Source organism: Micromonospora sp. NPDC023814 (genome assembly GCF_040639595.1).
Lineage (GTDB): Bacteria > Actinomycetota > Actinomycetes > Mycobacteriales > Micromonosporaceae > Micromonospora.
Genome location: NZ_JBFAAF010000025.1, coordinates 79,605 through 101,700, shown reverse-complemented (window position 1 = coordinate 101,700; position 22,096 = coordinate 79,605). Strand labels below are relative to the sequence as shown.

Sequence of the window (22,096 nt, the reverse complement as noted above, 5' to 3'; positions counted from 1 at the left end):
ACGCGGCACGAACGAGAACACCAACGGGTTGCTGCGCCAGTACTTCCCCAAAGGCACCGACCTATCACGACACAGCATCACCGACCTCGGCGCCACCGCCGCCGCACTCAACAGCCGGCCGCGCAAGTCTCTGGGGTGGAGAACGCCAGCAGAAGCCCTGAACGAACACCTAGAATCGATCCAACGAGCCGGTGTTGCAACGACTCCTTGAACCTAAGGAGGTCACATGCTTCTCGTCCCGGCAGGTCACTTCGGCGGCATCGCCGACGTGCCGCCCGAGAAGGCGGCACCCATGCTGGCCGCGCTTCAGGTAACGACGCAGGCGGTGAAGGCTGCATTCGGCGCCAGCGGGACGACGGTGCGCCTTAACCTGGGACCTCCCGCTCAAGACATCTTCCATCTCCACTGGCACATCATTCCGCGGTACGTGGGCGATGACTTCAACAGTGCTAAGTCCTCCGAGCTGCCCCTGAGCGAACGTTTGCAGCTCACGGCGAAGCTTGGCCAGCACCTTGCCAGACGGGCTTCGGCCCGGGTCCGTAAGTGATCAGTCGCCGGCAAACAGCACCGCACCCGTTCGCTCTACCCGGTCTTCCAGACGAGCATGAACGCTCTGGTGGAGCAGGGGCGCACGCCTAAGGGCGGATCCGCTACCCGGTCTACGAGGTGCCGGACGCGATCGCCATCGCCGGCGTGAACAACGACGGTCGTGACGACGTCGCCATCACCCACGGCGGCTGGAGTTCCGCGGGCGTCCTGCTGCAGCGGCCGGACGGCTGGCTGGGCAACGAGTTCCGCGTCTCCCAGTTGCCGCCCGCCAGCTCCTTCACGCCACGGGGGCTCGCGGTCGCCGACATCAACGACGACGGCCTGAAGGATCTGCTGATGGCCAACTACAACTACGGGCTCGTGGTGGTGCCGCAACGCCCCGCAGCGGCGTCGGCGGCGACGTCGACGAAGGTCCAGGTGGGTCGGGCCTGAGCGACGACGGACAACGCCGTTCCCGCCTGGCAGGCGCTGGAGCGTAGGGCCCGAGGACGCCGCCGGCCCGCCTCGACGGGCCGGCGGCGTCCTCGACGGTTGGTCAGCGGACGAAGGTCACGTCGGGGTGCCTCGGCGACGGGCGGTCGAGCAGCGCCCGGGGTCGCTGGCGGAGGTGCTGGTCGAAGAAGGCGGTGAGGTAGGCGCGTTGGGAGGTGACGATCCGGCCCGGGTCGACGGTGCCGATCAGGCCGGCGACGAGGCCCTCCGGCAGCGGGAACGCCGCGTCGAGCTGCGGCAGCAGCACCTGGCGGTCGGTGAAGGTGAAGTGCTGGCCCTCGGGGACGTACAGGTCGAGCTTCCAGCCGGTCGAGTTCACCCAGAACGACCGCCAGTCCGGGGCGTCCAGGTGGGTGTACGGCCTGCTGCCGACGAGACCGGCGCCCATCAGCAGGAACGGGCGGTCCAGCCCGCGCTCGGCCACGTCGCCGAGGTCGTCCCGGCCGTACGCCATGCTGCCGTCCAGGTCCGCTCCCGCGTCCAACCGCCGGTCGGCGAGCATCGCCTCGGCGGTGGTGAAGCCACCGGCCGAGTGGCCGAACATGCCCGCGCGGGACAGGTCCAGCGCGGCGCCGAGGCCGCGCGGAAGCGGGCGCCTGCCGGCGTCGGGGTTGCCGCCGCCGGCGAGGACGGCGAGCTGGTCGAGGACGAACCGGGTGTCCTGGATCCGGGTGCGGATCTGTGCGCGCATGAGGTCGGCGGGTTCCAGGTCGGGTAGGCGCTGCGTTTCCACGCGTCCGCCGGGGAACTCGACGACCGGCGCCTCGTACGTGTGGTCGACCGTCACCACGACGTAGCCCCGGCTGGCCAGTTCCTCGACGAGGACCGTGCCCTCCGCGCGGGGCCGCTCGCCGCCGGGCGAGTACACGACCACCGGGAATCCGCCGCGCTTGGCGCGGGCGGGCGCGCCAGCCCGGGCATGGGTGGTGATGCCCGCCCAGTCGACCTGCCCGGCGGGGATGCCGAGCATGCCGGCGAGATTCTCGCCGTACCGCTGCGCGGCCAGCGGCGGCAGGTACGGCGCGAGTGGTTCGCCGCCCGCCGGGCGAGCCGGGTACCAGACGGTGACCATGAGTTCCCGCGGCTTGGCGGCCACCCACGGATCGGGCCGGCCGTGGTCGACCAGATGCAGTTCGGTGGCGGCGACGGGGTGCGGGCCGGTCGGTGCGGGAAGACGCAACCGCAGCGGCGCGCTCGTGGCCGACGGCGGGGCCGAGCCTGATCCCGGGTCCGGTGCGGCCAGGGCGGGAGCCGCCGGCGCGGTCGACACCATCGCCGCCGACACCGCGACCGCGGCGCCGCCCAACAGCCATCGTCGAGAAATCGTTCGCATGCGGCAAGGCTCGCCCGGCGCGCTCGCCGACGGCATCTGCCGGAAGTAACCATGTCGCCCCTGAGAAATCTCAGGGACGGCGGGCCTCGGGCCGGGAGACACCACGGTGGACGGCAGGTCGGGCCGGTCACGGGCCACCGTCCCGGCCCCGCGCTCCTCGGCGGCGGGCGCACCCGGGTCCTGACTTTCGTCAGGGCCGGCCGATGCCGATCGGCGGCTGTGCCCCGCCCGGCCGGTTCCTAGCGTCGACGCCGAGATGGCACCTTCACCGGGAGAACAATGATCACATTAAGCGGGTTGACGAAACGCTTCGGCGCGACGACAGCCGTCGACAACCTGACCCTGGACCTCGCCCCGGGCCGGGTCACCGGTTTCCTCGGCCCGAACGGGGCCGGGAAGTCCACCACGATGCGCATGATCGTCGGTCTGGACCGGCCCACCGCCGGCGAGGCGCTCATCGGCGGCCGGCGGTACGCGACCCTGCGGCACCCGCTGCGCGAGGTCGGTGCGCTGCTCGACGCCAAGGCGGTGCACCCGGGGCGGAGCGCACGCAACCACCTGCTGGCGATGGCCCGCAGCAACGGCATCCCCACCCGACGCGTGGACGAGGTGCTCGCCACGGTGGGCCTGACCACCGTCGCCGGCAAGCGGGCCGGCACCTACTCCCTCGGCATGGGCCAGCGCCTCGGCATCGCCGGCGCCCTGCTCGGCGACCCCGGGGTGCTGATGTTCGACGAGCCGGTCAACGGACTCGACCCGGACGGGGTGCGCTGGGTCCGCCAGCTCATGCGGTCCCTGGCCGCCGAGGGACGGACCGTCTTCGTCTCCAGCCATTTGATGAGCGAGATGCAGCTCACCGCCGACCAACTCGTGGTGGTCGGCAAGGGCCGGCTCCTCGCCGACGCCCCGATCGCCGAGGTCATCGGGGGCAGTTCGTCGACGGCGGTGCTGGTGCGCAGCCCACAACCGGCCGGCATGGCCGAGCTGCGGCGCCGGCTGGTCGCGGCGGGCGTCGCGGTCGAGCAGGAGGCGGACGGCGCACTCGTCGTCACCGGCGCCGGCACCGAGCAGGTCGGCGACCTGGCGTACGAGATCGGCGTACGCCTGCACGAGTTGAGCGTGCGCGAGGCGTCACTGGAGGAGGCGTACATGGAACTGACCGCCGACGACGTCGAGTACGGCGCGCTGGCGACCACCCGATCGGGGGCGCGGAGATGACGACGGCCGAGACGACCCTGCCCGCCGCCGACCGGTCGACCCGGCGCGGCGACCCGACCGGCGGCGGCCTGACCGGTGCTGTCGCCAGCGAGTGGACCAAGCTCTGGTCGGTGCGCTCGGTCTGGTGGAACCTGCTCGCCAGCGCCCTGCTGATGGCGGCGGCGGCCGGGCAGGAGGCCATCTACGTGGTCAACGAGAACACCAACTCCGACCCCGCCGACGACCCGGGGGTGGTCGGTGTCGGTACCGTCGCGATCAGCTCCGTCCTTCTGGCGCAGTTCACGGTGCTCGCGCTGGCGATGCTGGTGATCACCGCCGAGTACGCGACCGGCACGATCCGGAGCACGCTGCAGTGGACCCCGTCACGGGGCCGACTGCTGCTGGCCAAGACCGCCGTGGTCGCCGTGGTCACGTTCGTGGTGGGCGCGCTGCTCGGGGCGCTGGGCTCCGCCGTCGCCGACCCGGTGCTCGGTGAGTGGGGCCGGTTCCGGGCGGCGGAAACCGTCGGCGACGTGCTGGCGGTGGCCGCGTACCTGTCCCTGATCAGCGTCTTCACCCTCGGGCTCGGGACGGTGCTGCGCAGCGCGGTCGGCACGCTGACCACCGTGTTCATGATCCTCATGGTGGTGCCGATCTCGCTCGGCGCCCTCGACATCGAGTTCGTCAACCGGCTCGTCGACGGGCTGCCGGGGGTGGCCGGATCCCACTTCATGAGCGGCGACACCGACCCGTACCCGCCGGCGGCCGGCCTCGCCCTGCTCGCCGCGTGGGCCCTCGCGGCGATGCTCGCCGGTTACGCGGTGCTGCGGTCCCGGGACGCCTGATCCGGGGGAGGGTGGCGGCGCTGGAGCCTCGGGTCGTCTGAGCCGGGGCAGGGTGGCGGCGGTCCGTGACGGACCGCCGTCACCCGGCGTCGTCCACCAGGCCGGCGTCGTACGCGACGATCGCGGCCTGCACCCGGTTCCGCACGCCGAGCCGGGCGAAGATCGTGCTGAGGTAGCTCTTCACCGTGCCCTCCACCAGGAACAGCCGCCGGGCGATCTCCGCGCACATCTCCTCGGGGTCGGGCGCGGACGGCATTCGGCCCGCGCGGGAACGCATCGCGTGAATGACGAGCCCGGCGGCCGAGCCAGGTCGTCGCCGGCCGCCGGCCGCCGTCAGTCGGACATCCGGTCCTTGGTCAGCAGCCGGCCCTCGGCGAAGCAGAGCCGGTAGGTGGCCTGGCCGAGGGGGAAGTTGCCGTCGGTGTAGAACTCGCAGGAGGCGCCCGGGGGTAGCGACCAGTCCGTCGGGTCCGGCCGTTCGACGACCTGACGCTCCGGCAGCAGGCCCCGCAGTTCGGTGCGGTGCTGACCGATCCGCATCCGGTCGAAGTCCGCCGGTTCGAGGACCGCGTCGAAGGTGGCGAACGGGTAGTAGGCCAGTGACAGCACGCCGGCGGCCACCACCGGGGCGGCCACGGCCACCACGAGGCTGCGCCGCACCCGCCGCCGCGCCTCACGCAACCGGGTCGCCGACGCCGGCCGGACCGGGCGTACGCCCTCGTCGGCGTCGACCGACACGGCGCCGGCGGCGTGGGGCAGGCGGGCGGTGACCTCGAAACCGCCGCCTCGTGGCCCGGCGCTCAGCGCGCCGCCGGCCAGCCGTACCCGCTCCCGCAGGCCCAGCAGGCCGGAACCCGTCGAGGTCACACCGGGCGGCAGACCGTCCGGCGGGGTCTCGTTGACCACGCTCACCACCGTCTGCTCGGCCGAGCGGGTCAGCAGGACGGTCACGGCGGCGCCCGGCGCGTGCCGGGTGGCGTTGGTCAGCGCCTCCTGGACCACCCGGTGCACCGCCCGCTCGACCATCGGCGGGGCCGGCGCCTCGGGCCCCTCCCACCTGAGCCGGACCGTCATCCCGGCGTCGCGGGCCCGCCCCACCAGGTCGGCGACGCCCTCGGCGGCCGGCCGGGTCGGAGCCGGCGCGCCGTCCTCGCGGAGCACGCCGATGATCTGGGCGAGCTGCTCGGTTGCGGCGGTGACGCTGGCACGCAGCTCCCCCGCCGCCCGCCGGTGCCGCTCGTCGAGATCGGTTGCCACCTCCAGCCCGCCGGCCTTCAACGCGATCAGGGCCAGGTCGTGGCCCAGGGAGTCGTGCATGTCCTGGGCGATCCGGGCCCGCTCCCGCATCCGGACCCGCTCGGCGGCGGCGCGCTGCTGCCGTTCGAGCAGATCGGCGTGTTCCCAGCCGGCGTGGACGAGCGCCCGCTGCTGGCGGCGGTGGCGGCCGACCAGCCAGGGGAACACCCCGACGAAGAGCAGGGTGGTGGTGAGGAAGAACCAGGTGGTCACGCCCGAGCCGAGGACGCCGACCGTCAGCGCGGTCCCGCCCGCCGCGATCACGGCGAACGTGTACGCGGCCGGGCGGGCCCGGGGCATCCGCAGGCCCACCAGGTAGCTCATCACCGGGACGGCAAACACGAAGTTGCCCTCGAACGCGGTCGGCACCACGACGATCAGCAGGGAGACCGTCGGGTGGTGCCGGCTGACCACCACCGCGAGGGCCATCAGCAGGAGGGAGCCCGCCAGCCGCCAGCCGGCGTACGGGCCGGTCGGGGCGACGACCAGGTCCCAGCCGATCGGCACCGACAGGACCGCCCAGAGCGACACGTCGGACAGGACCTTCACCCACGATCCGGCCTGCCCGCCGGAAGGCGGCCCGCCGGAGCGGGGAAAAGGCATCCACCGCTGCCGTCCGCCGCGCCACCAACCTGTCACGGGGCCAGGTTACAAAGCCCACCACCTGCGTCGTTACTGCCAAAAGTCAGGTCGGCACGACGGCCCGGGCGGCGGCGACCGGTCGGGCCGCCGCCCGGGACCGCGGAGAGGCGCTGCACATGGACGCGCCGAGCGGGAGGTCCTCGGCGAGATGGCGTTGGGCAGGTCCAAGGTGGGCATCGCTCGCTCGCTGCCCCTGTCGGTGCCGGCCGTCGAGAAGAACGTCAGCGATCCGCCGGCGGCCCCGACCGCCTCACCCGCCGGTAGGGAGCGTCGGAGCGACCACCGACAGCTCCAGGGTGGCGGGCAGCGGCGCGACGCCCGGCCCGCCGGCGCGCACCCAGTCGGTGATGTCGTCGACCACGGAGTCGTGCAGGACCAGGCCGAACCAGACCGGCCGCGCACCGGCCCGTCGCGCCGACGGCGCGGGGTGGACGACGACCAGGTTGGACTGCGCGCAGAGGTCGAGGCAGGCGCTGACGCGCACCCGGTGCGGCGCCGGCAGCGCGGCCCGCAGTCGCCGCAGCTGCGCGTCGTGGTCGACGGCGGGGTGTTTGCGGGTGCTGCCACAGCAGCAGTCGCGGCACACGGTGACCAGACAGCCCGGTGTGACGGTCATGTCCGACTCCTTGGTCGCGGTCGAGCCCGGCGGCACGTGCCGGGTCACGACGCGGGCGGGTGGTAGGTGATGGTGGGCCGCCCGGTGCCCGGGTGCGTCGCCACGTCGGCCCGGACGCCGTAGACGTCGGCGAGCAGCCCGGGTGTGAGGACCTCGGCGGGCGGGCCGGCGGTGACGACCCGGCCGGCGGCCAGGACGACCACCGTGTCGCAGAACATGGCGGCGAGGTTGAGGTCGTGCAGCGCGGCGAGGGTGGTGACCCCGGCGCGGCGGACCAGGTGCAGCAGTTGCAACTGGTGGCCGATGTCGAGGTGGTTGGTGGGCTCGTCGAGCAGCAGCAGGTGCGGTTGCTGGGCGAGCGCGCGGGCCAGCTGGACCCGCTGCCGTTCGCCGCCGGAGAGGGTGTGCCAGCGGCGGTCGGCGTACCCGTCGAGGTCCACCCGGGCCAGCGCGTCGGCCGCGGCGGCACGGTCGGCGTCGCTGTCCGACCATCGCGAGCGGCGGTGCGGGGTACGGCCGAGCAGCACCACCTCCTCGACGGTGAGATCCAGGTCGGTGTCGGCGTGCTGGGCGAGCAGCGCGGCGCGGCGGGCCAGCGCCGCGCGGGGCAGGGTGGCGACGTCGTCGCCGCCGACGGTGACCCGCCCGCTGTCGGGCGCGGCGAGCCGGGCGACGATCCGTAGCAGGGTGGTCTTGCCGCAGCCGTTGGGGCCGAGCAGCCCGACGAGGCTGCCCGCCGGCACGGCACAGGTGACGCCGTCGAGGATCCGCCGGGCCGCGACGGCCCAGGACACGTCGGTGACGGTGAGCATCAGTCGCCCGCCTTCCGGCGCCCGGCCCACCGTCCCCGGAGTCGCCGCGACTCTGCCGGCCGTGCCCGGTGCAGCAGGACCACGAAGGCGGGCACCCCGAGCAGCGCCGTCAGCACGCCCACCGGCAGTTCCCTGGGCGCGAACAGGGTCCGCGCGGCGGTGTCCACCCAGACCATGAAGATCGCGCCGGCGAGGACGACGACAGGCAGCAGGCGCCGGTGGTCCGCGCCGGTGAGGAACCGGGCGGCGTGCGGCAGGATCAGCCCGACGAAACCCACCGCGCCGCTGACGGCGACCAGCGCCGCGGTGAGCAGCGCGGTGGCGACCAGCAGCAGCCACCGGACCCGGGTGACGGGCACGCCGAGGGTCTCGGCGGCGTCCTCGCCGAAGGCGAAGGCGTTGAGCGTGCGGGCGTACGCCGCCACGAGGGCGAGCACGGCGGCCAGCACCGGTACCACCCAGGCCAGGGCGGCCCAGTCGACGCGCGCCAGCGAGCCGGAGAGCCAGAAGGTGATGCTCTGCGTGGCGTGCGGGTCGGCGACCCAGACGATGACGAACGACGTCGCCGCCCCGCACAGTTGCGCGACGGCGACCCCGGCCAGCACCACCCGGGTGGGTGCCAGCGCGGCCCGCCGGCCGGCCACCGCCGCCACGACGGCGAACGCGGCCAGCGCGCCGGTGAAGGCGCCCCCGGTGAGCGCCGCGACCCCGCCGCCGACGCCGAGGACGAGCACCGCGACCGCGCCGAGCGACGCCCCGGAGGAGACCCCGAGCAGGTACGGGTCGGCCAGCGGGTTGCGGGTGACGGTCTGCGTCACCGCCCCGACGGCCGCCAGCCCGGCGCCCACCGCCGCGGCGCCGAGCACCCGGGGCAGGCGCAGACGCCAGACGATGTGCTCGCGCAGCAACGGCACGTCGGCGTGGGCCAGGCCCAGGCGGTCGGCCACGACGGCCCAGACCGTCGACACGGGGATGTCGGCCGGCCCGACGGTGACGGCCGCCCCGATCGACACGACCAGACCCGCCAGCAACGTGACCAGCAGGGCGACCGTGCCGACGGGACGGATGGGCCGGCCGCGCCGGGCCCCGGAGGCAGTGGCGCCAGGGTCCGCGCCGGCCCGACCGCGCACGGCGAGACGGCGGGCCACGGCGGTACGGCGCGCCACGGCGGTCAGCGGCCCGCTCCGTCGGGAAGCTGCGCCATCCCCGCGGCGAGCGCCTCGACGCCGAGCACCGCCCGCACCCCAGCGGTGGTGGACGAGAACGGGATGACGACGAACCGCTGCCCGGCCACTGCGGGCAGGTCCTTGAGGGTGGGGTGCCGGGCCAGGAACGCCTTCTTCGCGGCGGCCGGGTCCCAGGTCGCGTCGACCAGCACGATCGCGTCGGGGTCGCGCGCGACGGCGCTCTCCCAACTGGTGTCGGCCCAGCCGCCGGCGAGGTCGCCGAAGGCGTTGCCGACCCCGACCGCCGACATGATCATGTTGGGGCTGCCGCAGCAGGCGCCCACGCTCGGGGCGTCGGTGCGGGCGTCCCACCAGAGCACGGAGACGTCCCGCGTGCCGTCGAATCTGGCGGCAGCGGCGGCGATCCGGGCGCGGTGGTCGGCGATGAGCCTCTCGGCCCGCGCCGGCACCCCGAAGACGGCCGCGACGTCCCGGATCTCGGCGAACACGTCCTCGACGGTGAGCTTCCCCGGCCGGTGCGGCTTCGGGCACCCGGCGGGTGAGAGGTAGGTGCCGATGCCGAGCCCCGCCAGGGCGGCCCGGTCGCCGACGCCCTCGTCACCGAAGGCGCTGTGGAACGAGGCGTAGACGAAGTCCGGCGCCGTCTCCAGGAGTTTCTCCTTGGCCGGGTACTTTCCGGACAGCACCGGCACCGATGCGTACGCGGCGGCGTGCTCCGGCAGGATCGCGTCGTCCAGGTACGCCGTGCCGGCCATGCGGTCGGCCAGGCCGAGCGCCAGCATGATCTCGGTGGCGGGCTGGTTCAGGGTGACCGCCCGCTGGGGCGGGGCGGCGACGGTGACCGGCGTGCCGCAGTTGGTCAGGGTGGCCGGCGCGCCGGATGCCGGGGCGGGGTCGTCGTCCGTGGCGCAGGCGCCGAGCAGGACGAGGAGGACGGACAGGGGCGCGGCTACGCGCCGGGACAGGGTGGACCGCACAGCGCGCACGCGCATCGGGACCGCCTTCCAGCACCTCGTGGACGGGTCATCGCAGTGCCGTGGCCGGTCTCCTGGCTGACGGGAGGTGCGTCCGTGGCCGGCCTTCCCAGGCGTGCGACACGCCCAGTGACCTCTGACGACGAGGGCCTCGGACTTCCCGATCACAGTGGCGAGGGCCGCACCGGTCTTCCACCGGCTTCCCGAACACCACGGCAGCGTCACCCTAGCCTGCGCCCGACCCCGAATGCCACGGTGACGAATGCCATGGAGCGGCTTCTTCACCACTGTGGACGGTTCGGTGCGCGACGGGTCATGCCCCCGGCGGGGGCGGGAGGTCGACGACCCGGGTCGCCCAGCGGGCCATCAGGGCCGGGTCGTGGGTGATCAGCAGGACCCCGGCGCCGCGCTGTCGCTGGTAGTCGGTGATGACGGCGGCGAGGTGGGCCTGGGTGGAGGCGTCGAGCATGGCGGTTGCCTCGTCGCAGAGCAGGTAGGCCGGCCGGTGCACGAGCGCCCGGGCGAGGCAGGCCCGTTGCAGCTGCCCGTCGCTGACCGCGTGCGGGCGGCGGGCGAGCAGGTCCGTGGTGAGGCCGACGAGGTCGGCCAGCTCGGCCGCGCGGGCCCTGGCCTGCTCGGCCGGTACGCCGGTGGCGCGGAGCGGTTCGGCGACGATGTCCGCCAGGCTGAGCCGCGGGTCGGTGGCGGCGCGTGGGCTCTGGAACAGGATCGCGACGCGGGTACGGACGGCCGCCGGCAGCCGGTGACGGACGCCGGCGACCCGGTGGCCGTCGAGGGTGACGTGCCCGGCGTCCGGGGCGTGCAGCAGGGCGAGCACCCGGGCCAGGGTGGACTTGCCGCTGCCCGAGGGCCCGTGCAGCCCGACCGTCTCGCCGGGGGCGACGTGCAGGTCGACGCGGTCGAGGACGCGCTGCCGACCGTAGGCGACGGTGACCTGGTGGGCGGCGAGCGCGGTCGCGGCCGGCGCGGCGCTCCGACGTGCGGTCGTGGTCATGCCGGCGCTCCGACGGGCAGTGGGTGGTGGCAGGCGACATGGCCCGGGCCGTCCGCCGTCGGGGTGGGTGGGGTGCGGCAGGTGTCGGTGGCGCGGTCGCAGCGCGGGGCGAAGGCGCAGCCGACGGGCAGGTCGGTGAGCATCGGCGGGTGGCCGGGGACCGGTCGGAAGGCGCGCTCGGGCAGGGCGTCGAGCAGGCCGGCGGTGTAGGGGTGGGCGGGCGCGGCGAACAGCGCCTCGGTGGGCCGGCGCTCGACGACCCGGCTGGCGTACATGACGGCGACGGTGTCGGCGACGCGGCGGGCGGCGGCCAGGTCGTGGGTGATGAGCAGGACGGCGTTGCCGGCGTCGCAGCGGCGGCGCAGCAGGTCGAGGGTGTGGTCGACCAGGGGCCGGTCGAGGCCCGTGGTGGGTTCGTCGGCGAGCAGCAGCGGCGGGTCGGGAGCGAGCGCGAGTGCGGTGGCCAGGCGTTGCGCCATGCCGCCGGACAGCTCGTGGGGGTAGCGGTCGAGGTCGGCGGGGTCGAGCCCGACGTCGGCGGCGACCCGCTCGGCCGCCGAGGGCGCGTCGCGGCGGGCGTGCCCGTGGGCGCGCAGGGTCTCCGCCAGCAGCCGCCGGCCGGTGCGTACGGGAGTCAGCGCGGTGGCGGGGCTCTGCGGCACCAGCCCGACCGCGCGGCCGCGTACGGCGCGGGCGAGGTGACGCTCGGTGCAGCCGATCAGGTCGACCTGGTCCCCGCCGGGCGGGCGCAGCCGGGCGCGGCCCGAGACGGTGGCGTTGCCGGGGAGCAGGCCGAGCAGGGCGTGGGCGAGCACGGACTTGCCGCAGCCGGACTCCCCCACCACGGCCACCAGTTCGCCGGGGTGGACGGTCAGGCGCAGGTCGGTGACGGCCCGCACCACGGCGTCGCGGAGCTGGAAGCGGACGGTCAGCCCGTCGACCTCCAGCAGGGCGCGACGAGGACCGGCGGCGGTGGTGGCGGTGCCGGCCGGGCCGGGCGTGGCGTCGCCGGTGGCGGCGGTGCCGGCCGTGACGGTGCGGGGCTCGCGGGTGGTGGTCACAGGTTCAGCTCCGCTCGTACGCGCGGGTCGAGGCGGTCGCGCCACCGGCCGGTGAGGGTGGCCAGGGCCAGCGTGACGACGACGAGGAGCAGGCCGGGGACGAGGCTGGCCCACCAGGCGCCGGTGAGCAGGGACCGCTGCCCGTCGTTGATCATGTTGCCGATGGAGGCCAGGTGCGGGGGCAGGCCGAGACCGAGGAAGGACAGCGCGGTCTCGTGCCAGACGGCGTGCGGCACCATCAGCGTGGTGGCCAGGGCCAGCCGGGGCAACACGTGCGGGAGCAGGTGCCGGGTGATCACCCGGGCGCGGCTGGCGCCGCCGGCGATCGCGGCGTCGACGAACGGCCGGTTGCGCAGGCTGAGCAGCTCGGAGCGGACGATGCGGGCGGTGGACAGCCAGTGCGTCAGCCCGATCGACACGATCACCGCGCCGAGGCTGGGGCGCAGCATCGCGACGATGAAGATGCCCAGCAGCAGGTGCGGCAGCGCCGCGATGGTGTCGACCACCCGCATCAGCGCCCGGTCGACCCAGCCGCCGAGGGTGCCGGCGACCGCCCCGACGAAACCACCGATCACGGTCGCCACCAGCGCGGCGACCGCGCCGACGAGCAGGGAGACACGCAGGCCGTAGAGGCCGCGGTGGGCCACGTCGCGGCCCAGGTCGTCGGTGCCGGCCGGGTGCGCGGCCGAGGGCGCGAGCCGGGTACGCGCCAGGTCGACGGCGCTCTCGTCGAGCGGCCAGAGGACGGGGGCGAGCAGGCAGGCGGCGACCGCGCCGACGAGCACGGCCCAGGCGACGGCGCTACCGGCGCGGCCGGCACGCGGCTTCGGCCGCCGGACGCGGGCGGGGCGGGCGAGGTCAGTCATCGAGGCGTACCCGGGGATCGGCGGCGGAGTAGGCGAGGTCGGTGGCCAGGTTCGCGGCCAGCACCACGACGGTGGTGGCGAGGGTGGTCGCGGCCAGCAGCGGGAAGTCGCTGCCCAGCGCGGCCTGCACCGTCACCGCGCCGAGGCCGGGCAGGGAGAACACGGTCTCGACCAGGACGGCGCCCCCGATCAGCTCCGGCAGGTGGGTGCCGACGAGGGTGAGGAACGGCAGCAGCGCGGTACGCAGGGCGTGGCCGAACAGGACGGTGCGGCCGGGCAGGCCGCGGGCCCGGGCCGCGAGGACGTGGTCGTCGCGGAGGCTCTCGGCGACGGCGTCGCGGATGAACAGGACGAACCACGGCGCCTGGGCGACCGCCAGCACCGTCACCGGCAGGACCAGGTGCCGAGCCACGTCGGCGGGGTCGGTGGTGGTGGCGGTGACGTCGGTGAGCCCGCCCGCCGGCAGCCAGCCGAGGGTCAGGGCGAACAGGGCGATCGCGGCCAACCCGATCCAGAACACCGGCATGGACTGCACCGCGTACGCGCCGGCGCGCAGCGCCCGGTCGAACCAGCCGCCGCGCCGGTACGCCGCCAGGGTGCCCAGTAGCAGGCTCGCCACGAGGACGAGGGCGAGGGCGGCGCCGACGAGCAGCAGGGTCCAGCCGGCGCGGGCGGCCAGCACGGAGGTGACGGGTTCGTGCCGGCTGGTCGACCAACCCAGGTCACCCTGGAGCAGGTTGCCCACCCAGCGGAGGTACTGCACCGGCAGCGGGTCGTCGACCCCCCAGTTGGCGCGGATCTGCGCCAGGTTCTCCTCGCTGGTGGTGAACGCCGCCGCGCCCGCGTACTGGTGGGCGGGGTCGATCGGCGAGGCCGCGCCGAGGGCGAACATGCCGACGCTGGTGGCGGCGAGGATCGGCACGGCCACCAGCAGACGCCGGCGGACCACGGCACCGGCTCCCGCCAGCCGTCGGCGGCGGGCGGGGGTGGCCGGTGCGGTCACTTCCTCGTCCAGGTGTGGATGTTCCACCAGAGGCTGTTGGCCACGTCGTGCTCGTGCGGCTCCACCCGCGGCGTCACCCCGGCGAGGCCGCCCCTCACCACGTAGGTGTGCTTGAGGTAGGTGAGGAACACCCACGGCAGGTCGGTGGCGAGCTGCTTCTGGAAGGTGGCGTACGCGGCCCTGCGGGTGGCCGGGTCGGCGTTGTCGCGGGCGTCCTGCAACGCCTTGTCCACGACGGCGGACCGGTATGAGCCGGGGTTGAAGAAGCCCTGGCCGGCGAAGTCGGAGCGGAACAGCTTGTAGGAGAGGAAGTCCGGGTCGTACGGGGTGCCGAAGCCCATGACCACCGCGTCGTGCTTCATCCGGGGGGTGATCGCGTCCCAGGTCAGGCCCTCCGGCGTGATCTCGATACCGACCTTCTTCGCGTCGGCGGTCACCGCGAGGGCGAGTTCCTTGCGCAGGCTGTCGGTGGCCGGGTACATCAGCGCGAAGGCCGCCCGCCGGCCGTCCTTCGCGCGGATGCCGTCCGGGCCCGGCTTCCAGCCGGCGGCGTCGAGGGCGGCGGTCGCGGCGGCCGGGTCGGCGGCGGGCTTGCCGACGATCGACGGCTCGGCGAACTCCGACGACGGCGGGACCGGCCCGAACGCCGGCTCACCCGCCCCACCGAGCAGGCCGGTGACCATCGCCGCGCGGTCCATCGCCGCGTTCAGCGCCCGCCGCACCGCCGGGTCGCCGGTGACCGGGTTGCCCATCGGCAGCACCACGCCCCGGTAGTCGGCGGTGGGCACCCGCTCCACCCGGTGGCCGGCCAGCCCGTCGAAACCGGCGGCGAGCTTCGGCGCCAGCTCCGCCGCGTCGAACTCGCCCGCCCGCATCCGCTGCGCGCGGACGTTGTCGTCGGGGACGAACGCGACCACGACGCCGGAGTTGGCGGGCCTGCCGCCCCAGTACTTCTCGTTGGCCGCGAGCACGAGCCGGTCGCCCGGCGTCCACGAGGTCACCCGGTACGGGCCGGTGCCCACCGGCCTGCGGTTGAACTCGGCCTTGTTGACGTCCTGCCCGGCCAGCGCCTTGGCCGGCACGATGCCCAGCGCCAGCCGATGCGGGAACGGCGCGTAGGCGTACTTCAGGGAGAACACCACGGTCGACGGGTCCGGCGCGGTGACCGAGGCGAGCATGTCGAGGTCGGAGCGGAGCGTGGAGTCGACCTTCGGGTCCAGCACAGCCTGGTAGGTGAAGACCACGTCCTGGGCGGTCAGGGGACTGCCGTCGTGGAACAGCACCCCGTCGCGCAGCTTCACGGTGACGGTCCTGCCGTCCGCCGACACGGCCGGCAGCTCCCGCGCCAACGCCGGCACCAACTGGTTGCGCGCGTCGCGTTCGACCAGCCCGTCGAAGATCAGCGAGCCGCCGTCGACCCCGTAGTTGAGCACGGGGTTCAACGCCTCCGGCTCCCCCGCCGTCGCCACGACGAGGGTGTCGGCCGCGCCCGGGCCCGTCGACGTGCTCGTCGGGGACGAGCAGCCCGCCACAGCCAGGACAGCGCCAGCGGCCATCGCCGCCACCCGCACGGACACCGGCGTACCCATCACATGCTCCCCGGTCTGTTCGTCGCACGACCCCGGCGTTCGCCGCGCCGGAGCCCTGAGGTGGGCCGACCGTGACCGCGGCCGATGGCGTGCGGCGTGGCCGGCGGCGGGCCGGATCAGCGCCGCGCGACGGGGACGGCCCGCCGCGCGGTCAGATGATCTCCAGCGCCGCTGCCGCCAGCATTCCGCAATTGCCAAACATGTGCAAGAAGGCACCCGGCGCCGCCCGGGAATGGCCCTCCGTCCGTGGGGGCGCTCCCGGCATCCGCCGGGTCGGCCGCCGGTGGTTCAGCCGATCGGCAGGGCCGTCACCCGGCTCTGCCGGGCGGGCTCGGCGCGGGCCGGATCCTGGTCGGCCGCGAAGACGTGGTGGCCGAGGACCGGGGCGTCGCCGCGCCCGGCGCCGGGAAGCCGCAGCCGGCCGGCCGGGGCGGGCGCGCCTCAGGGACCGCTCGGCGGGCAGAGGAGCCGGTCCAGCAGGGGCAGCCGGAGGACGTCCAGACAGAGGTCGACCGCGGCGGGCTCCGACGCCGGCGGCGCGGTGGTCGGGGCCGGCGCCGGGGCGACCGGCGCCGTGGTCGTCGGCGCCGGGGCGGCAGGGGGCGGGGCGGCAGGCGGGGCCGGCGGCGGAGCGGGCGCCGGGCCCCTCGCCGGGGCGGCCGGCGGAACGGGGCCGCCCGTGCTCACCACGTCCTGCCGCACCACCGGCCCCCGCGCTCCCGCGGCGACGCGGGCCCGGGGAACCGCCGTCCCGCCGGCACCCGGCCCGACCTCCTCCGGCACCACCGGCTTCTCGGCGGTGCTCGTAGCGACGGTCGGCACCACCGGCACGGCGGGAAGACTCCCGGCGCCGCCGTCCGCCCGGTACGACGGGCCGGGCTGCTCCGACCCGAACGTGCCGGCGGTCAGCATCGCGTACGCCAGCGTGGCGACGGCGGCGGCGAGCACCGTCCGGCGATCGGGGCGCAGCGCGGTCAACGGGGCCCGGCCCGGCACGGCCGGCGCCGGCGGGACCGGCCGCGCGTGCTGGTGGGCGGCCAGCAGGGCGTCGAGCTGCGCGACGACGGCGGCGCGTTCCCCGGTGGCGACGGCGAGGGCGAGCGTGAGGTAGAAGCGGAAGTTCACCGTGGCGGTGGCCGGCACCCGCAGCCCGGCGAGCCGACTGCCGTCGGTGGTGTGCAGCAGGGTGAGCGGGACGTTGGGGTGGTGCGCGGCCCCGAGCATGTCCGCGTACGCCCACTCGCGCCGCCCGGCGCGGCCGGCGAAGGCCACCCGGCGGTTGGTCACGACGGCCGGGCCCGCGTCGACGACCCGGAGCCCCTTCGGCAGCGCGCGGCCCGTCGCCGCGACCTCGGCCGTGGCGACCGTCAGCCCCGGCGCGGGCAGCCCGGGCACGTGCCGGGCCTCCGCCTCGACCAGCTCCGCGGCCGGCAGCACCCGGAACACGACCTCGTCGTCGCCGAGGTCCACCGGCAGGCCGGCACGCGGCTGCGCGTACCCGAGGAAACCGGCGGCCTCGATCCGCAGCCGGATCAGGTGGTCGTTGCGCCGGCGCCAGCCCTCGACCTCGACGTCGTACGCGCGCGACCGCCGCCCGCTCTCACGCTCCGCCCACCTGACCCGCCAGGCCGGCCAGGCTGCCGCCGCCGGGATCACGATGTTGGTGCGTGGTTCCACCGTCACGCCCGGTACAACCGCCCGCCTTCCGTCCAGGACACGCGCGGCGATCGATACTTCCCATTGTTCCGATAGATGGCGGTGTGCGAACCGTAGGGATCTGCCACCTGCTGAGATCAGCCCGCTGACCGTTGGCCGATCTTTCACCCGAAGCGGATGCAACCCCTCCCCTCTGCCACTGGTCCGTGTAGTAGAGGCGTCGGGAGGAGAGCGGATGGACGGCGTGACGGCGGTGCACGAGGCATACCGGGCGCACTACCGACGGCTGGTGGGTCAGGTGTACGCGTTGACGGGCAGCCTGCCCGAGGCGCAGGACGTGGTGCACGAGGCGTACGCGCGGGCGCTGGCTCGGCCCGCGCGCTTCCTCGCCGTCAACGACCCGGAGACCTGGCTGCGGACGGTCGCGATGAACCTGGCGCGGACCCGGCACTGGCGGCAGCGGTTCCTCGACCGGCTGATCCGCAGCGGCAGGGCCGGGCCGCCCGATGACCATCCCGGACTTTCGCCCGACCGGGTCGCGCTGGTGGCCGCGCTGCGCAAGCTCCCCCGCCCGACCCGCGAGGCGGTGGTCCTGCACTACCTGGCCGACCTGCCGGTGGTGGAGGTGGCGGCAGCGCTGGACGTGCCCGTGGGCACTGTCAAGGCCCGCCTCTCCCGAGGCCGGGCCGCGCTCGCCCGGCACCTGACCGACGAACCCACCAGCGACGAGAGGACGGTGCGGTATGCCTGAGCCGGACTTCCACGGACTCCGCGACGAGGTCGACCGGCTCGTGCGGCAGCCCGACTTCGACACCGTGCGGCAGCGGGCCGGCCGGCTGCGGACCCGGGCCCGGGTCGCGGCGACTACCGGCGTGCTCGGGGCACTGGTCGCCCTCGCGCTCGGTGCGGCCTCCGTGCTGCCGTTCCTGCGGACGCCTGTCGCCCCAGCGGCGGGCGAGGCCCGCGTGCTGTGGGCCGGCGGCGGCGACCGAACCCGCCTGTACGCGGTGCTGGCCGACTGTGCAACCTGCCCGCACCGCCTGGTCGCCTCGACGGACGGGGGACGCAGTTGGGACCGCCGCGCGGAATTCCCGTCCAGCGTCGGTGACGACCCGGTCGCCGTGACCGTGCTCGGCCCGGAGTTCCTGGTGGCGCAGGTCCCGGTGGGACCGGCCAGTAAGGGCGGAGGCGAGACCGTCCGGCGAATCAGCACCGACGGCGGCGCGACCTGGCGGGACGCCGGCCAGGGCGGCACGCCGCGCGCCGCGGCCGTGCCGGGCACCCGGCTCTGGGGCTGCCTGATCCACGTTCCGCAGGGCTGCGACATTCTGGTGCCCGACCCGCGGAACGCCGCCGTGGTGCCGCTGGCGACGCAGCCACCGCTGGACGCGGCCGTGCCCGTCGACGCGCCACCGGCGGCCGGACACTGGGTACGCGGCTGCGATCCGGCGACCGGGCGGAGAGCCGCCGCGGTGAGCCGCACTGGCGGCCGGAGCTGGCAGAAGATCGTCTTCGACCGGGAACCGGAAGCCGACCGTCCGGTCGGCTGCGCGTTCGACCTCGCCACCACCGACGGCAGGACGGTGTTCGCGACGCTCTCCGACGAGCAGGGCGTCCCACGGCGGGTCTACCGCAGCGTCGACGGCGGTGCCACCTGGCAGGGGGAGGAGCCGCGGCTGCCGGATGGCTGGGTCGTGCAGGCCGGTTCGACGGTCACCGTGGACGGAACCCACGTCCTGCTCGCTGAGCTCGAGTCCCGGTTCGGGCTACTGACCAGCCGGGACGGACGGACCTACGCGCCACTGGCGGTCGACGGGCCGGTGCACCACGACGCGCCGCGGGCCGTGGCCCCGGACCGCTGGATCCGCCACGACGAGCGGACGGTGTACCTGTCCGACGACGGCCTTCACTGGCGACCGCTGGACGTCGGCTGACATCCGGGCCCGGCAGCAGGCGGCCCGTCGCGGCCGGGGCACGGCTAGTCGGCGACGACCAGCGCCTGCGGGGCGGCGGCCTTCATGCGGGTACGCAACCACTTGAGCTGGATGGCGGTCTCCGCCTCGCAGCGCTCGACGACGGCCAGCAGTTCCTCGTCCCGGGCGCCGTAGGCGGCCTGACCGACGACGGTCCAGGCGATGTCGCACTCGGCTGCCATCAGGTAGAGGTCCTGCAGGTCGCGGAGCAGGCCGATCCCGCCGGTACGGGTGCCCGTGAACAGTTGCGAGTGCAGCCGGTCCGGTTCGGCGGGAGCCTCCTCGGAGTAGCGGGCGGCGAACGGCCGCAGCCGTTCGGCGCGCTCGTCGCAGCGCTCCGCCTGCCGCTGGCAGAGGTGGCGGACGTCCGGCTCCTCGGCGTGGGCGTCGGCGACCTGGCGGAACGCGTCGGCGAGGTTGACCTGGGCGCGGTGCAGCAGGCCGAGGTAGTGGGCCAGGTGCACGGTCACTCCTTCCCGCTGGTGGCTTCGGCGGCCGGTCCGCCGACCGTCGGCGGCACACCGGCCTCCGGGGGCGGCGCGCTGCCGCCGACGGTGGGTGCCGGGGACGGGGTGCCGCCCCCGTCCGCGAGCTTGGCGACGGCGACCGCGGCGACCTTGAAGAGCGGCTGCTTGGCGACCGGGTCCCAGGCGGTGAGGGTCAGCTCGTTCGCCGCCCGGGGCGTACGGTCGTGCGGATCCTGGTCGAAGTATCCGTAGTGGAACGGCAGGAACACCACGCCGGGGCGGATGCCGCAGAGACGGGCGCGGGCCTGGACGGCGCCGCGCGCCGAGGCGATGCCGACCAGATCGCCCTCGGCGATGCCGAGCCGCTCGGCGTCGGTCGGGTTGAGTTCGACCCAGACGTCCGGGGCGGCGGCGTCGAGCTGCGGGGCACGGGCGGTCTTGGTGCGGGTGTGGAACTGGTAGACCGTCCGCCCGGTGGTGAGCAGCATCGGGTACTCGTCGTCGGGCACCTCGGGCGAGGGCTGGTAGTCCACGGCATGCAGGAAGGCCCGCCCGCCCGGCTCCTTCGCGCGGTACTCCGGCTCGGTGAACTCCGCGCCGGTGGCCAGGTCGTGGCCGTACGTCTCGCAGTCGTCCGGATCGGTACGGAAGACGCCGTCGGAGTAGAGGCGTTCGGTGCCGTCAGGGTGCTCCTCGGTGCACGGCCACTGGATGCCGGAGCCGCCGCGCAGCCGGTCGTAGGTGATGCCGGTGTAGTCGCAGGGCCGCCCCCGGGAGCACTCCTTCCACGCCTCGAACACCTCCTCCGGGCCGGTCCAGCGGACCAGCGGGTTCCCGTCCCGGTCGCGGAAGTCCATCCGGCGGGCGTAGTCGAGGAGGATGTCCAGGTCCGCTCGGGCCTCGCCGGGCGGATCGACCGCCTTGTCGCTGATGTGCACCGTTCGGTCGACGCTGGTGAACGTGCCGGTCTTCTCCCCCCACGTCGCGGCCGGCAGCACCACGTCGGCCAGCTCGGCGGTCTCGGTCAGGAACAGGTCCTGCACGACCACGAACAGCTCCGGCCGGGCCAGGATGCGCCGGATGCGGGACAGGTCGGGCAGGGAGACGGCCGGGTTGGTGGCGGTGATCCAGAGCAGCTTGATCGAGCCCTGCTCGGCGTACCGGAAGATCTGCATGGCGTGGGTCGGCGGCGCCCAGTGCGGGATCGTGTCGGCCTCGACGTTCCACAGCCTCGCCAGCTGCGCGATGTGCTCCGCGTTCTCCCAGTTCCGCAGGCCGGGCAGGTCGCCGTCGGCGCCGGTCTCCCGGGTGTTCTGCGCGGTGGGCTGCCCGTTCATCTGGTAGATGCCGGCCCCCGGACGGCCGAGCATGCCCCGGACCAGGTGCAGGCTGTTCACGCCGCAGGCGGCGGCGGTGGCCTGGTTGGACTGGTAGAAGCCTTGGAGCACCGTCGACAGCAGGCGTTGCGAGGAACCGAGCAGCTCGGCGGCGCGCTCCACGTCGGCGGCGGGCACGTCGCAGATCTCCGCCACCCGCCGCGGCGGGTAGGCGTCCACCGTCCGGCACAGTTCCTCGAAGCCGAGCGTGTGCGCCTCGACGTAGGCCCGGTCGTACCAGCCCCGGCGGACGATCTCGCGGAGCAGGCCGTTCATCAGGGCGAGGTTGGTGCCGTTGCGCACCGCCAGGTGCAGGTCGGCCTCCCGGGCCACCGGCGTCGCGCGGGGGTCGACCGCGAGCATCGCCGGCGGGTTCGGGCCGCGCCGCCGGTCGAGCATCCGCATCCAGAGCACCGTCTGGGTCTCCGCCACGTTGTGCCCCCACAGCGCGATCGCGTCGCAGTGGTCCACATCCGTGTACGACCCGGGCTGCCCGTCCGCGCCGAAGCTCGCCTTGAGCGCCGCCGCCGCGGTCGCGGTGCACAGTCGGGTGTTGCCGTCCATGTGCGGGGTGCCGAGGCCGGCCTTGCCGATCACGCCGAGGGCGTAGTACTCCTCCAGGAACAGCTGGCCCGAGGTGTAGAAGCCGAAGTGCCCCCACCCGCCCGGGCCGTCGAGGAGTTCCTTCGACCTGGTCACGATCCGGTCCATGGCGGTGTCCCAGTCGGTCTCCACCAGGCGGTCGCCGTCGCGGACCAGCGGGCGGGTCAGCCGGTCCGGACTGTTGTTGGCCTGCCAGCCGTACAGGTCCTTCGGGTCGAGGCGGCCCCGGTTGATCCGGTCCACCGCGCGGCCACGCACCCCGACGATCCGACCGTCGGCGACGGCGATGTCCATGGCGTCGCCGTTGGAGTGCAGCACCGAGGCCGACTGCACCCACCGGTCCACGTCCGCCTCGGTCAGGTCGCCGGCGAGGTGGCGATCCACCCGCACCGGCCACGGCTCCCCCGGCCCGTACGGCGTGCGCGACCCCCACGGGTCGGCGATCCGGTCGACCACACTGCCCTCCCCTCCGGCGCGCTCACCGACCTACTTCTCCCAGAACACGATCGTCACACCTTCTCGTCTCCGGAGGACCGGAAATCCG

At 74.7% G+C, this 22,096-nt stretch carries 20 protein-coding genes, 2 pseudogenes and 1 riboswitch; of the genes and pseudogenes, 7 read left to right on the top strand and 15 right to left on the bottom strand.

Going from position 1 to position 22,096, the window contains the following annotated elements; genetic code table 11:
• From AB0G14_RS16010 to AB0G14_RS16000, 3 genes and pseudogenes are all read left to right on the top strand, one after another.
• A pseudogene (locus AB0G14_RS16010) lies at nucleotides 1-211 on the top strand (IS30 family transposase); the annotation flags it as partial.
• Nucleotides 212-226: 15 nt separating this feature from the next.
• Nucleotides 227-547: an HIT family protein gene (locus tag AB0G14_RS16005; protein WP_357697886.1), complete on the top strand. Its 321-nt coding sequence runs from the start codon at nucleotides 227-229 to the stop codon at nucleotides 545-547.
• 119 nt (nucleotides 548-666) lie between these two features.
• Nucleotides 667-981, top strand: coding sequence for a VCBS repeat-containing protein (locus AB0G14_RS16000; protein ID WP_357697884.1), 315 nt, complete (start codon nucleotides 667-669; stop codon nucleotides 979-981).
• A gap of 103 nt (nucleotides 982-1,084) precedes the next feature.
• Here the strand turns inward: AB0G14_RS16000 and AB0G14_RS15995 are convergent, their stop codons facing one another.
• Nucleotides 1,085-2,374 (bottom strand): lipase, encoded by a 1,290-nt coding sequence (locus tag AB0G14_RS15995; protein WP_357697882.1) that lies wholly within the window; start codon nucleotides 2,372-2,374, stop codon nucleotides 1,085-1,087.
• A gap of 279 nt (nucleotides 2,375-2,653) precedes the next feature.
• Here AB0G14_RS15995 and AB0G14_RS15990 point away from each other — a divergent pair, with 279 nt between their 5' ends.
• Together AB0G14_RS15990 and AB0G14_RS15985 are read left to right on the top strand one after the other, a co-directional pair.
• Nucleotides 2,654-3,592 (top strand): ATP-binding cassette domain-containing protein, encoded by a 939-nt coding sequence (locus AB0G14_RS15990; protein WP_357697880.1) that lies wholly within the window; start codon nucleotides 2,654-2,656, stop codon nucleotides 3,590-3,592.
• A complete protein-coding gene (locus tag AB0G14_RS15985; protein ID WP_357697878.1) occupies nucleotides 3,589-4,416 on the top strand; it encodes an ABC transporter permease in 828 nt (275 codons plus the stop codon). The genes AB0G14_RS15990 and AB0G14_RS15985 overlap by 4 nt, the downstream gene beginning before the upstream one ends.
• Nucleotides 4,417-4,495: 79 nt before the next feature.
• Here the strand turns inward: AB0G14_RS15985 and AB0G14_RS15980 are convergent.
• The 12 genes and pseudogenes from AB0G14_RS15980 to AB0G14_RS15925 all read right to left on the bottom strand — a co-directional run.
• Nucleotides 4,496-4,639 (bottom strand): annotated as a pseudogene (locus tag AB0G14_RS15980) (LuxR C-terminal-related transcriptional regulator); the annotation flags it as partial.
• Nucleotides 4,640-4,749: 110 nt separating this feature from the next.
• Nucleotides 4,750-6,261, bottom strand: a complete 1,512-nt coding sequence (locus AB0G14_RS15975) for a histidine kinase (RefSeq protein WP_357697876.1) — start codon at nucleotides 6,259-6,261, stop codon at nucleotides 4,750-4,752.
• A 343-nt stretch (nucleotides 6,262-6,604) separates the two neighbouring features.
• The gene (locus AB0G14_RS15970; protein ID WP_357697874.1) at nucleotides 6,605-6,970 is read right to left on the bottom strand and encodes a hypothetical protein; all 366 of its coding nucleotides are present in this window, start codon (nucleotides 6,968-6,970) and stop codon (nucleotides 6,605-6,607) included.
• A gap of 44 nt (nucleotides 6,971-7,014) precedes the next feature.
• A complete protein-coding gene (locus AB0G14_RS15965; protein ID WP_357697872.1) occupies nucleotides 7,015-7,782 on the bottom strand; it encodes an ABC transporter ATP-binding protein in 768 nt (255 codons plus the stop codon).
• The gene (locus AB0G14_RS15960) at nucleotides 7,782-8,948 is read right to left on the bottom strand and encodes an iron chelate uptake ABC transporter family permease subunit (protein ID WP_357697870.1); all 1,167 of its coding nucleotides are present in this window, start codon (nucleotides 8,946-8,948) and stop codon (nucleotides 7,782-7,784) included. The genes AB0G14_RS15965 and AB0G14_RS15960 overlap by 1 nt, the downstream gene beginning before the upstream one ends.
• A gap of 5 nt (nucleotides 8,949-8,953) precedes the next feature.
• Complete coding sequence (locus AB0G14_RS15955) at nucleotides 8,954-9,961, bottom strand: ABC transporter substrate-binding protein (RefSeq protein ID WP_357697868.1); 1,008 nt, start codon at nucleotides 9,959-9,961, stop codon at nucleotides 8,954-8,956.
• A 28-nt stretch (nucleotides 9,962-9,989) separates the two neighbouring features.
• Nucleotides 9,990-10,173, bottom strand: a riboswitch (cobalamin riboswitch).
• Between the two features lie 83 nt (nucleotides 10,174-10,256).
• Complete coding sequence (locus AB0G14_RS15950) at nucleotides 10,257-10,958, bottom strand: ATP-binding cassette domain-containing protein (protein WP_357697866.1); 702 nt, start codon at nucleotides 10,956-10,958, stop codon at nucleotides 10,257-10,259.
• A complete protein-coding gene (locus AB0G14_RS15945; protein ID WP_357697864.1) occupies nucleotides 10,955-12,019 on the bottom strand; it encodes an ABC transporter ATP-binding protein in 1,065 nt (354 codons plus the stop codon). The genes AB0G14_RS15950 and AB0G14_RS15945 overlap by 4 nt, the downstream gene beginning before the upstream one ends.
• Nucleotides 12,016-12,885, bottom strand: a complete 870-nt coding sequence (locus tag AB0G14_RS15940) for an ABC transporter permease (protein ID WP_357697862.1) — start codon at nucleotides 12,883-12,885, stop codon at nucleotides 12,016-12,018. The genes AB0G14_RS15945 and AB0G14_RS15940 overlap by 4 nt, the downstream gene beginning before the upstream one ends.
• On the bottom strand, nucleotides 12,878-13,915 hold the full coding sequence (locus AB0G14_RS15935) for an ABC transporter permease (protein WP_357697860.1): 1,038 nt from the start codon (nucleotides 13,913-13,915) through the stop codon (nucleotides 12,878-12,880). The genes AB0G14_RS15940 and AB0G14_RS15935 overlap by 8 nt, the downstream gene beginning before the upstream one ends.
• A complete protein-coding gene (locus AB0G14_RS15930; RefSeq protein WP_357697858.1) occupies nucleotides 13,885-15,477 on the bottom strand; it encodes an ABC transporter substrate-binding protein in 1,593 nt (530 codons plus the stop codon). Before AB0G14_RS15930 ends, AB0G14_RS15935 begins: the two co-directional genes overlap by 31 nt.
• Nucleotides 15,478-15,918: 441 nt before the next feature.
• Nucleotides 15,919-17,154, bottom strand: a complete 1,236-nt coding sequence (locus AB0G14_RS15925) for a hypothetical protein (protein WP_357697856.1) — start codon at nucleotides 17,152-17,154, stop codon at nucleotides 15,919-15,921.
• A gap of 214 nt (nucleotides 17,155-17,368) precedes the next feature.
• Between AB0G14_RS15925 and AB0G14_RS15920 the strand changes: the two genes are divergently transcribed.
• Together AB0G14_RS15920 and AB0G14_RS15915 are read left to right on the top strand one after the other, a co-directional pair.
• Nucleotides 17,369-17,884: a sigma-70 family RNA polymerase sigma factor gene (locus AB0G14_RS15920; RefSeq protein WP_357697854.1), complete on the top strand. Its 516-nt coding sequence runs from the start codon at nucleotides 17,369-17,371 to the stop codon at nucleotides 17,882-17,884.
• Nucleotides 17,877-19,067, top strand: coding sequence for a hypothetical protein (locus AB0G14_RS15915; RefSeq protein WP_357697852.1), 1,191 nt, complete (start codon nucleotides 17,877-17,879; stop codon nucleotides 19,065-19,067). The genes AB0G14_RS15920 and AB0G14_RS15915 overlap by 8 nt, the downstream gene beginning before the upstream one ends.
• 44 nt (nucleotides 19,068-19,111) lie before the next feature.
• On the opposite strand, the gene AB0G14_RS15910 is transcribed toward AB0G14_RS15915, so the two are convergent.
• Together AB0G14_RS15910 and AB0G14_RS15905 are read right to left on the bottom strand one after the other, a co-directional pair.
• Nucleotides 19,112-19,570, bottom strand: coding sequence for a hypothetical protein (locus AB0G14_RS15910; RefSeq protein WP_357697850.1), 459 nt, complete (start codon nucleotides 19,568-19,570; stop codon nucleotides 19,112-19,114).
• Between the two features lie 2 nt (nucleotides 19,571-19,572).
• Nucleotides 19,573-22,008, bottom strand: a complete 2,436-nt coding sequence (locus AB0G14_RS15905) for a molybdopterin oxidoreductase family protein (RefSeq protein ID WP_357697848.1) — start codon at nucleotides 22,006-22,008, stop codon at nucleotides 19,573-19,575.
• Nucleotides 22,009-22,096 lie beyond the last annotated feature (88 nt).

What these genes read in the sequence shown, in the direction of transcription:
- AB0G14_RS15965 (WP_357697872.1), bottom strand. Translation starts at nt 7,782, where the DNA reads ATGCTCACCGTCACCGACGTGTCCTGGGCCGTCGCGGCCCGGCGGATC.
- AB0G14_RS15990 (WP_357697880.1), top strand. Translation starts at nt 2,654, where the DNA reads ATGATCACATTAAGCGGGTTGACGAAACGCTTCGGCGCGACGACAGCC.
- AB0G14_RS15985 (WP_357697878.1), top strand. Translation starts at nt 3,589, where the DNA reads ATGACGACGGCCGAGACGACCCTGCCCGCCGCCGACCGGTCGACCCGG.
- AB0G14_RS16005 (WP_357697886.1), top strand. Translation starts at nt 227, where the DNA reads ATGCTTCTCGTCCCGGCAGGTCACTTCGGCGGCATCGCCGACGTGCCG.
- AB0G14_RS15920 (WP_357697854.1), top strand. Translation starts at nt 17,369, where the DNA reads ATGGACGGCGTGACGGCGGTGCACGAGGCATACCGGGCGCACTACCGA.
- AB0G14_RS15995 (WP_357697882.1), bottom strand. Translation starts at nt 2,374, where the DNA reads ATGCGAACGATTTCTCGACGATGGCTGTTGGGCGGCGCCGCGGTCGCG.
- AB0G14_RS15915 (WP_357697852.1), top strand. Translation starts at nt 17,877, where the DNA reads ATGCCTGAGCCGGACTTCCACGGACTCCGCGACGAGGTCGACCGGCTC.
- AB0G14_RS15940 (WP_357697862.1), bottom strand. Translation starts at nt 12,885, where the DNA reads ATGACTGACCTCGCCCGCCCCGCCCGCGTCCGGCGGCCGAAGCCGCGT.
- AB0G14_RS15950 (WP_357697866.1), bottom strand. Translation starts at nt 10,958, where the DNA reads ATGACCACGACCGCACGTCGGAGCGCCGCGCCGGCCGCGACCGCGCTC.
- AB0G14_RS15955 (WP_357697868.1), bottom strand. Translation starts at nt 9,961, where the DNA reads ATGCGCGTGCGCGCTGTGCGGTCCACCCTGTCCCGGCGCGTAGCCGCG.
- AB0G14_RS15930 (WP_357697858.1), bottom strand. Translation starts at nt 15,477, where the DNA reads ATGGGTACGCCGGTGTCCGTGCGGGTGGCGGCGATGGCCGCTGGCGCT.
- AB0G14_RS15970 (WP_357697874.1), bottom strand. Translation starts at nt 6,970, where the DNA reads ATGACCGTCACACCGGGCTGTCTGGTCACCGTGTGCCGCGACTGCTGC.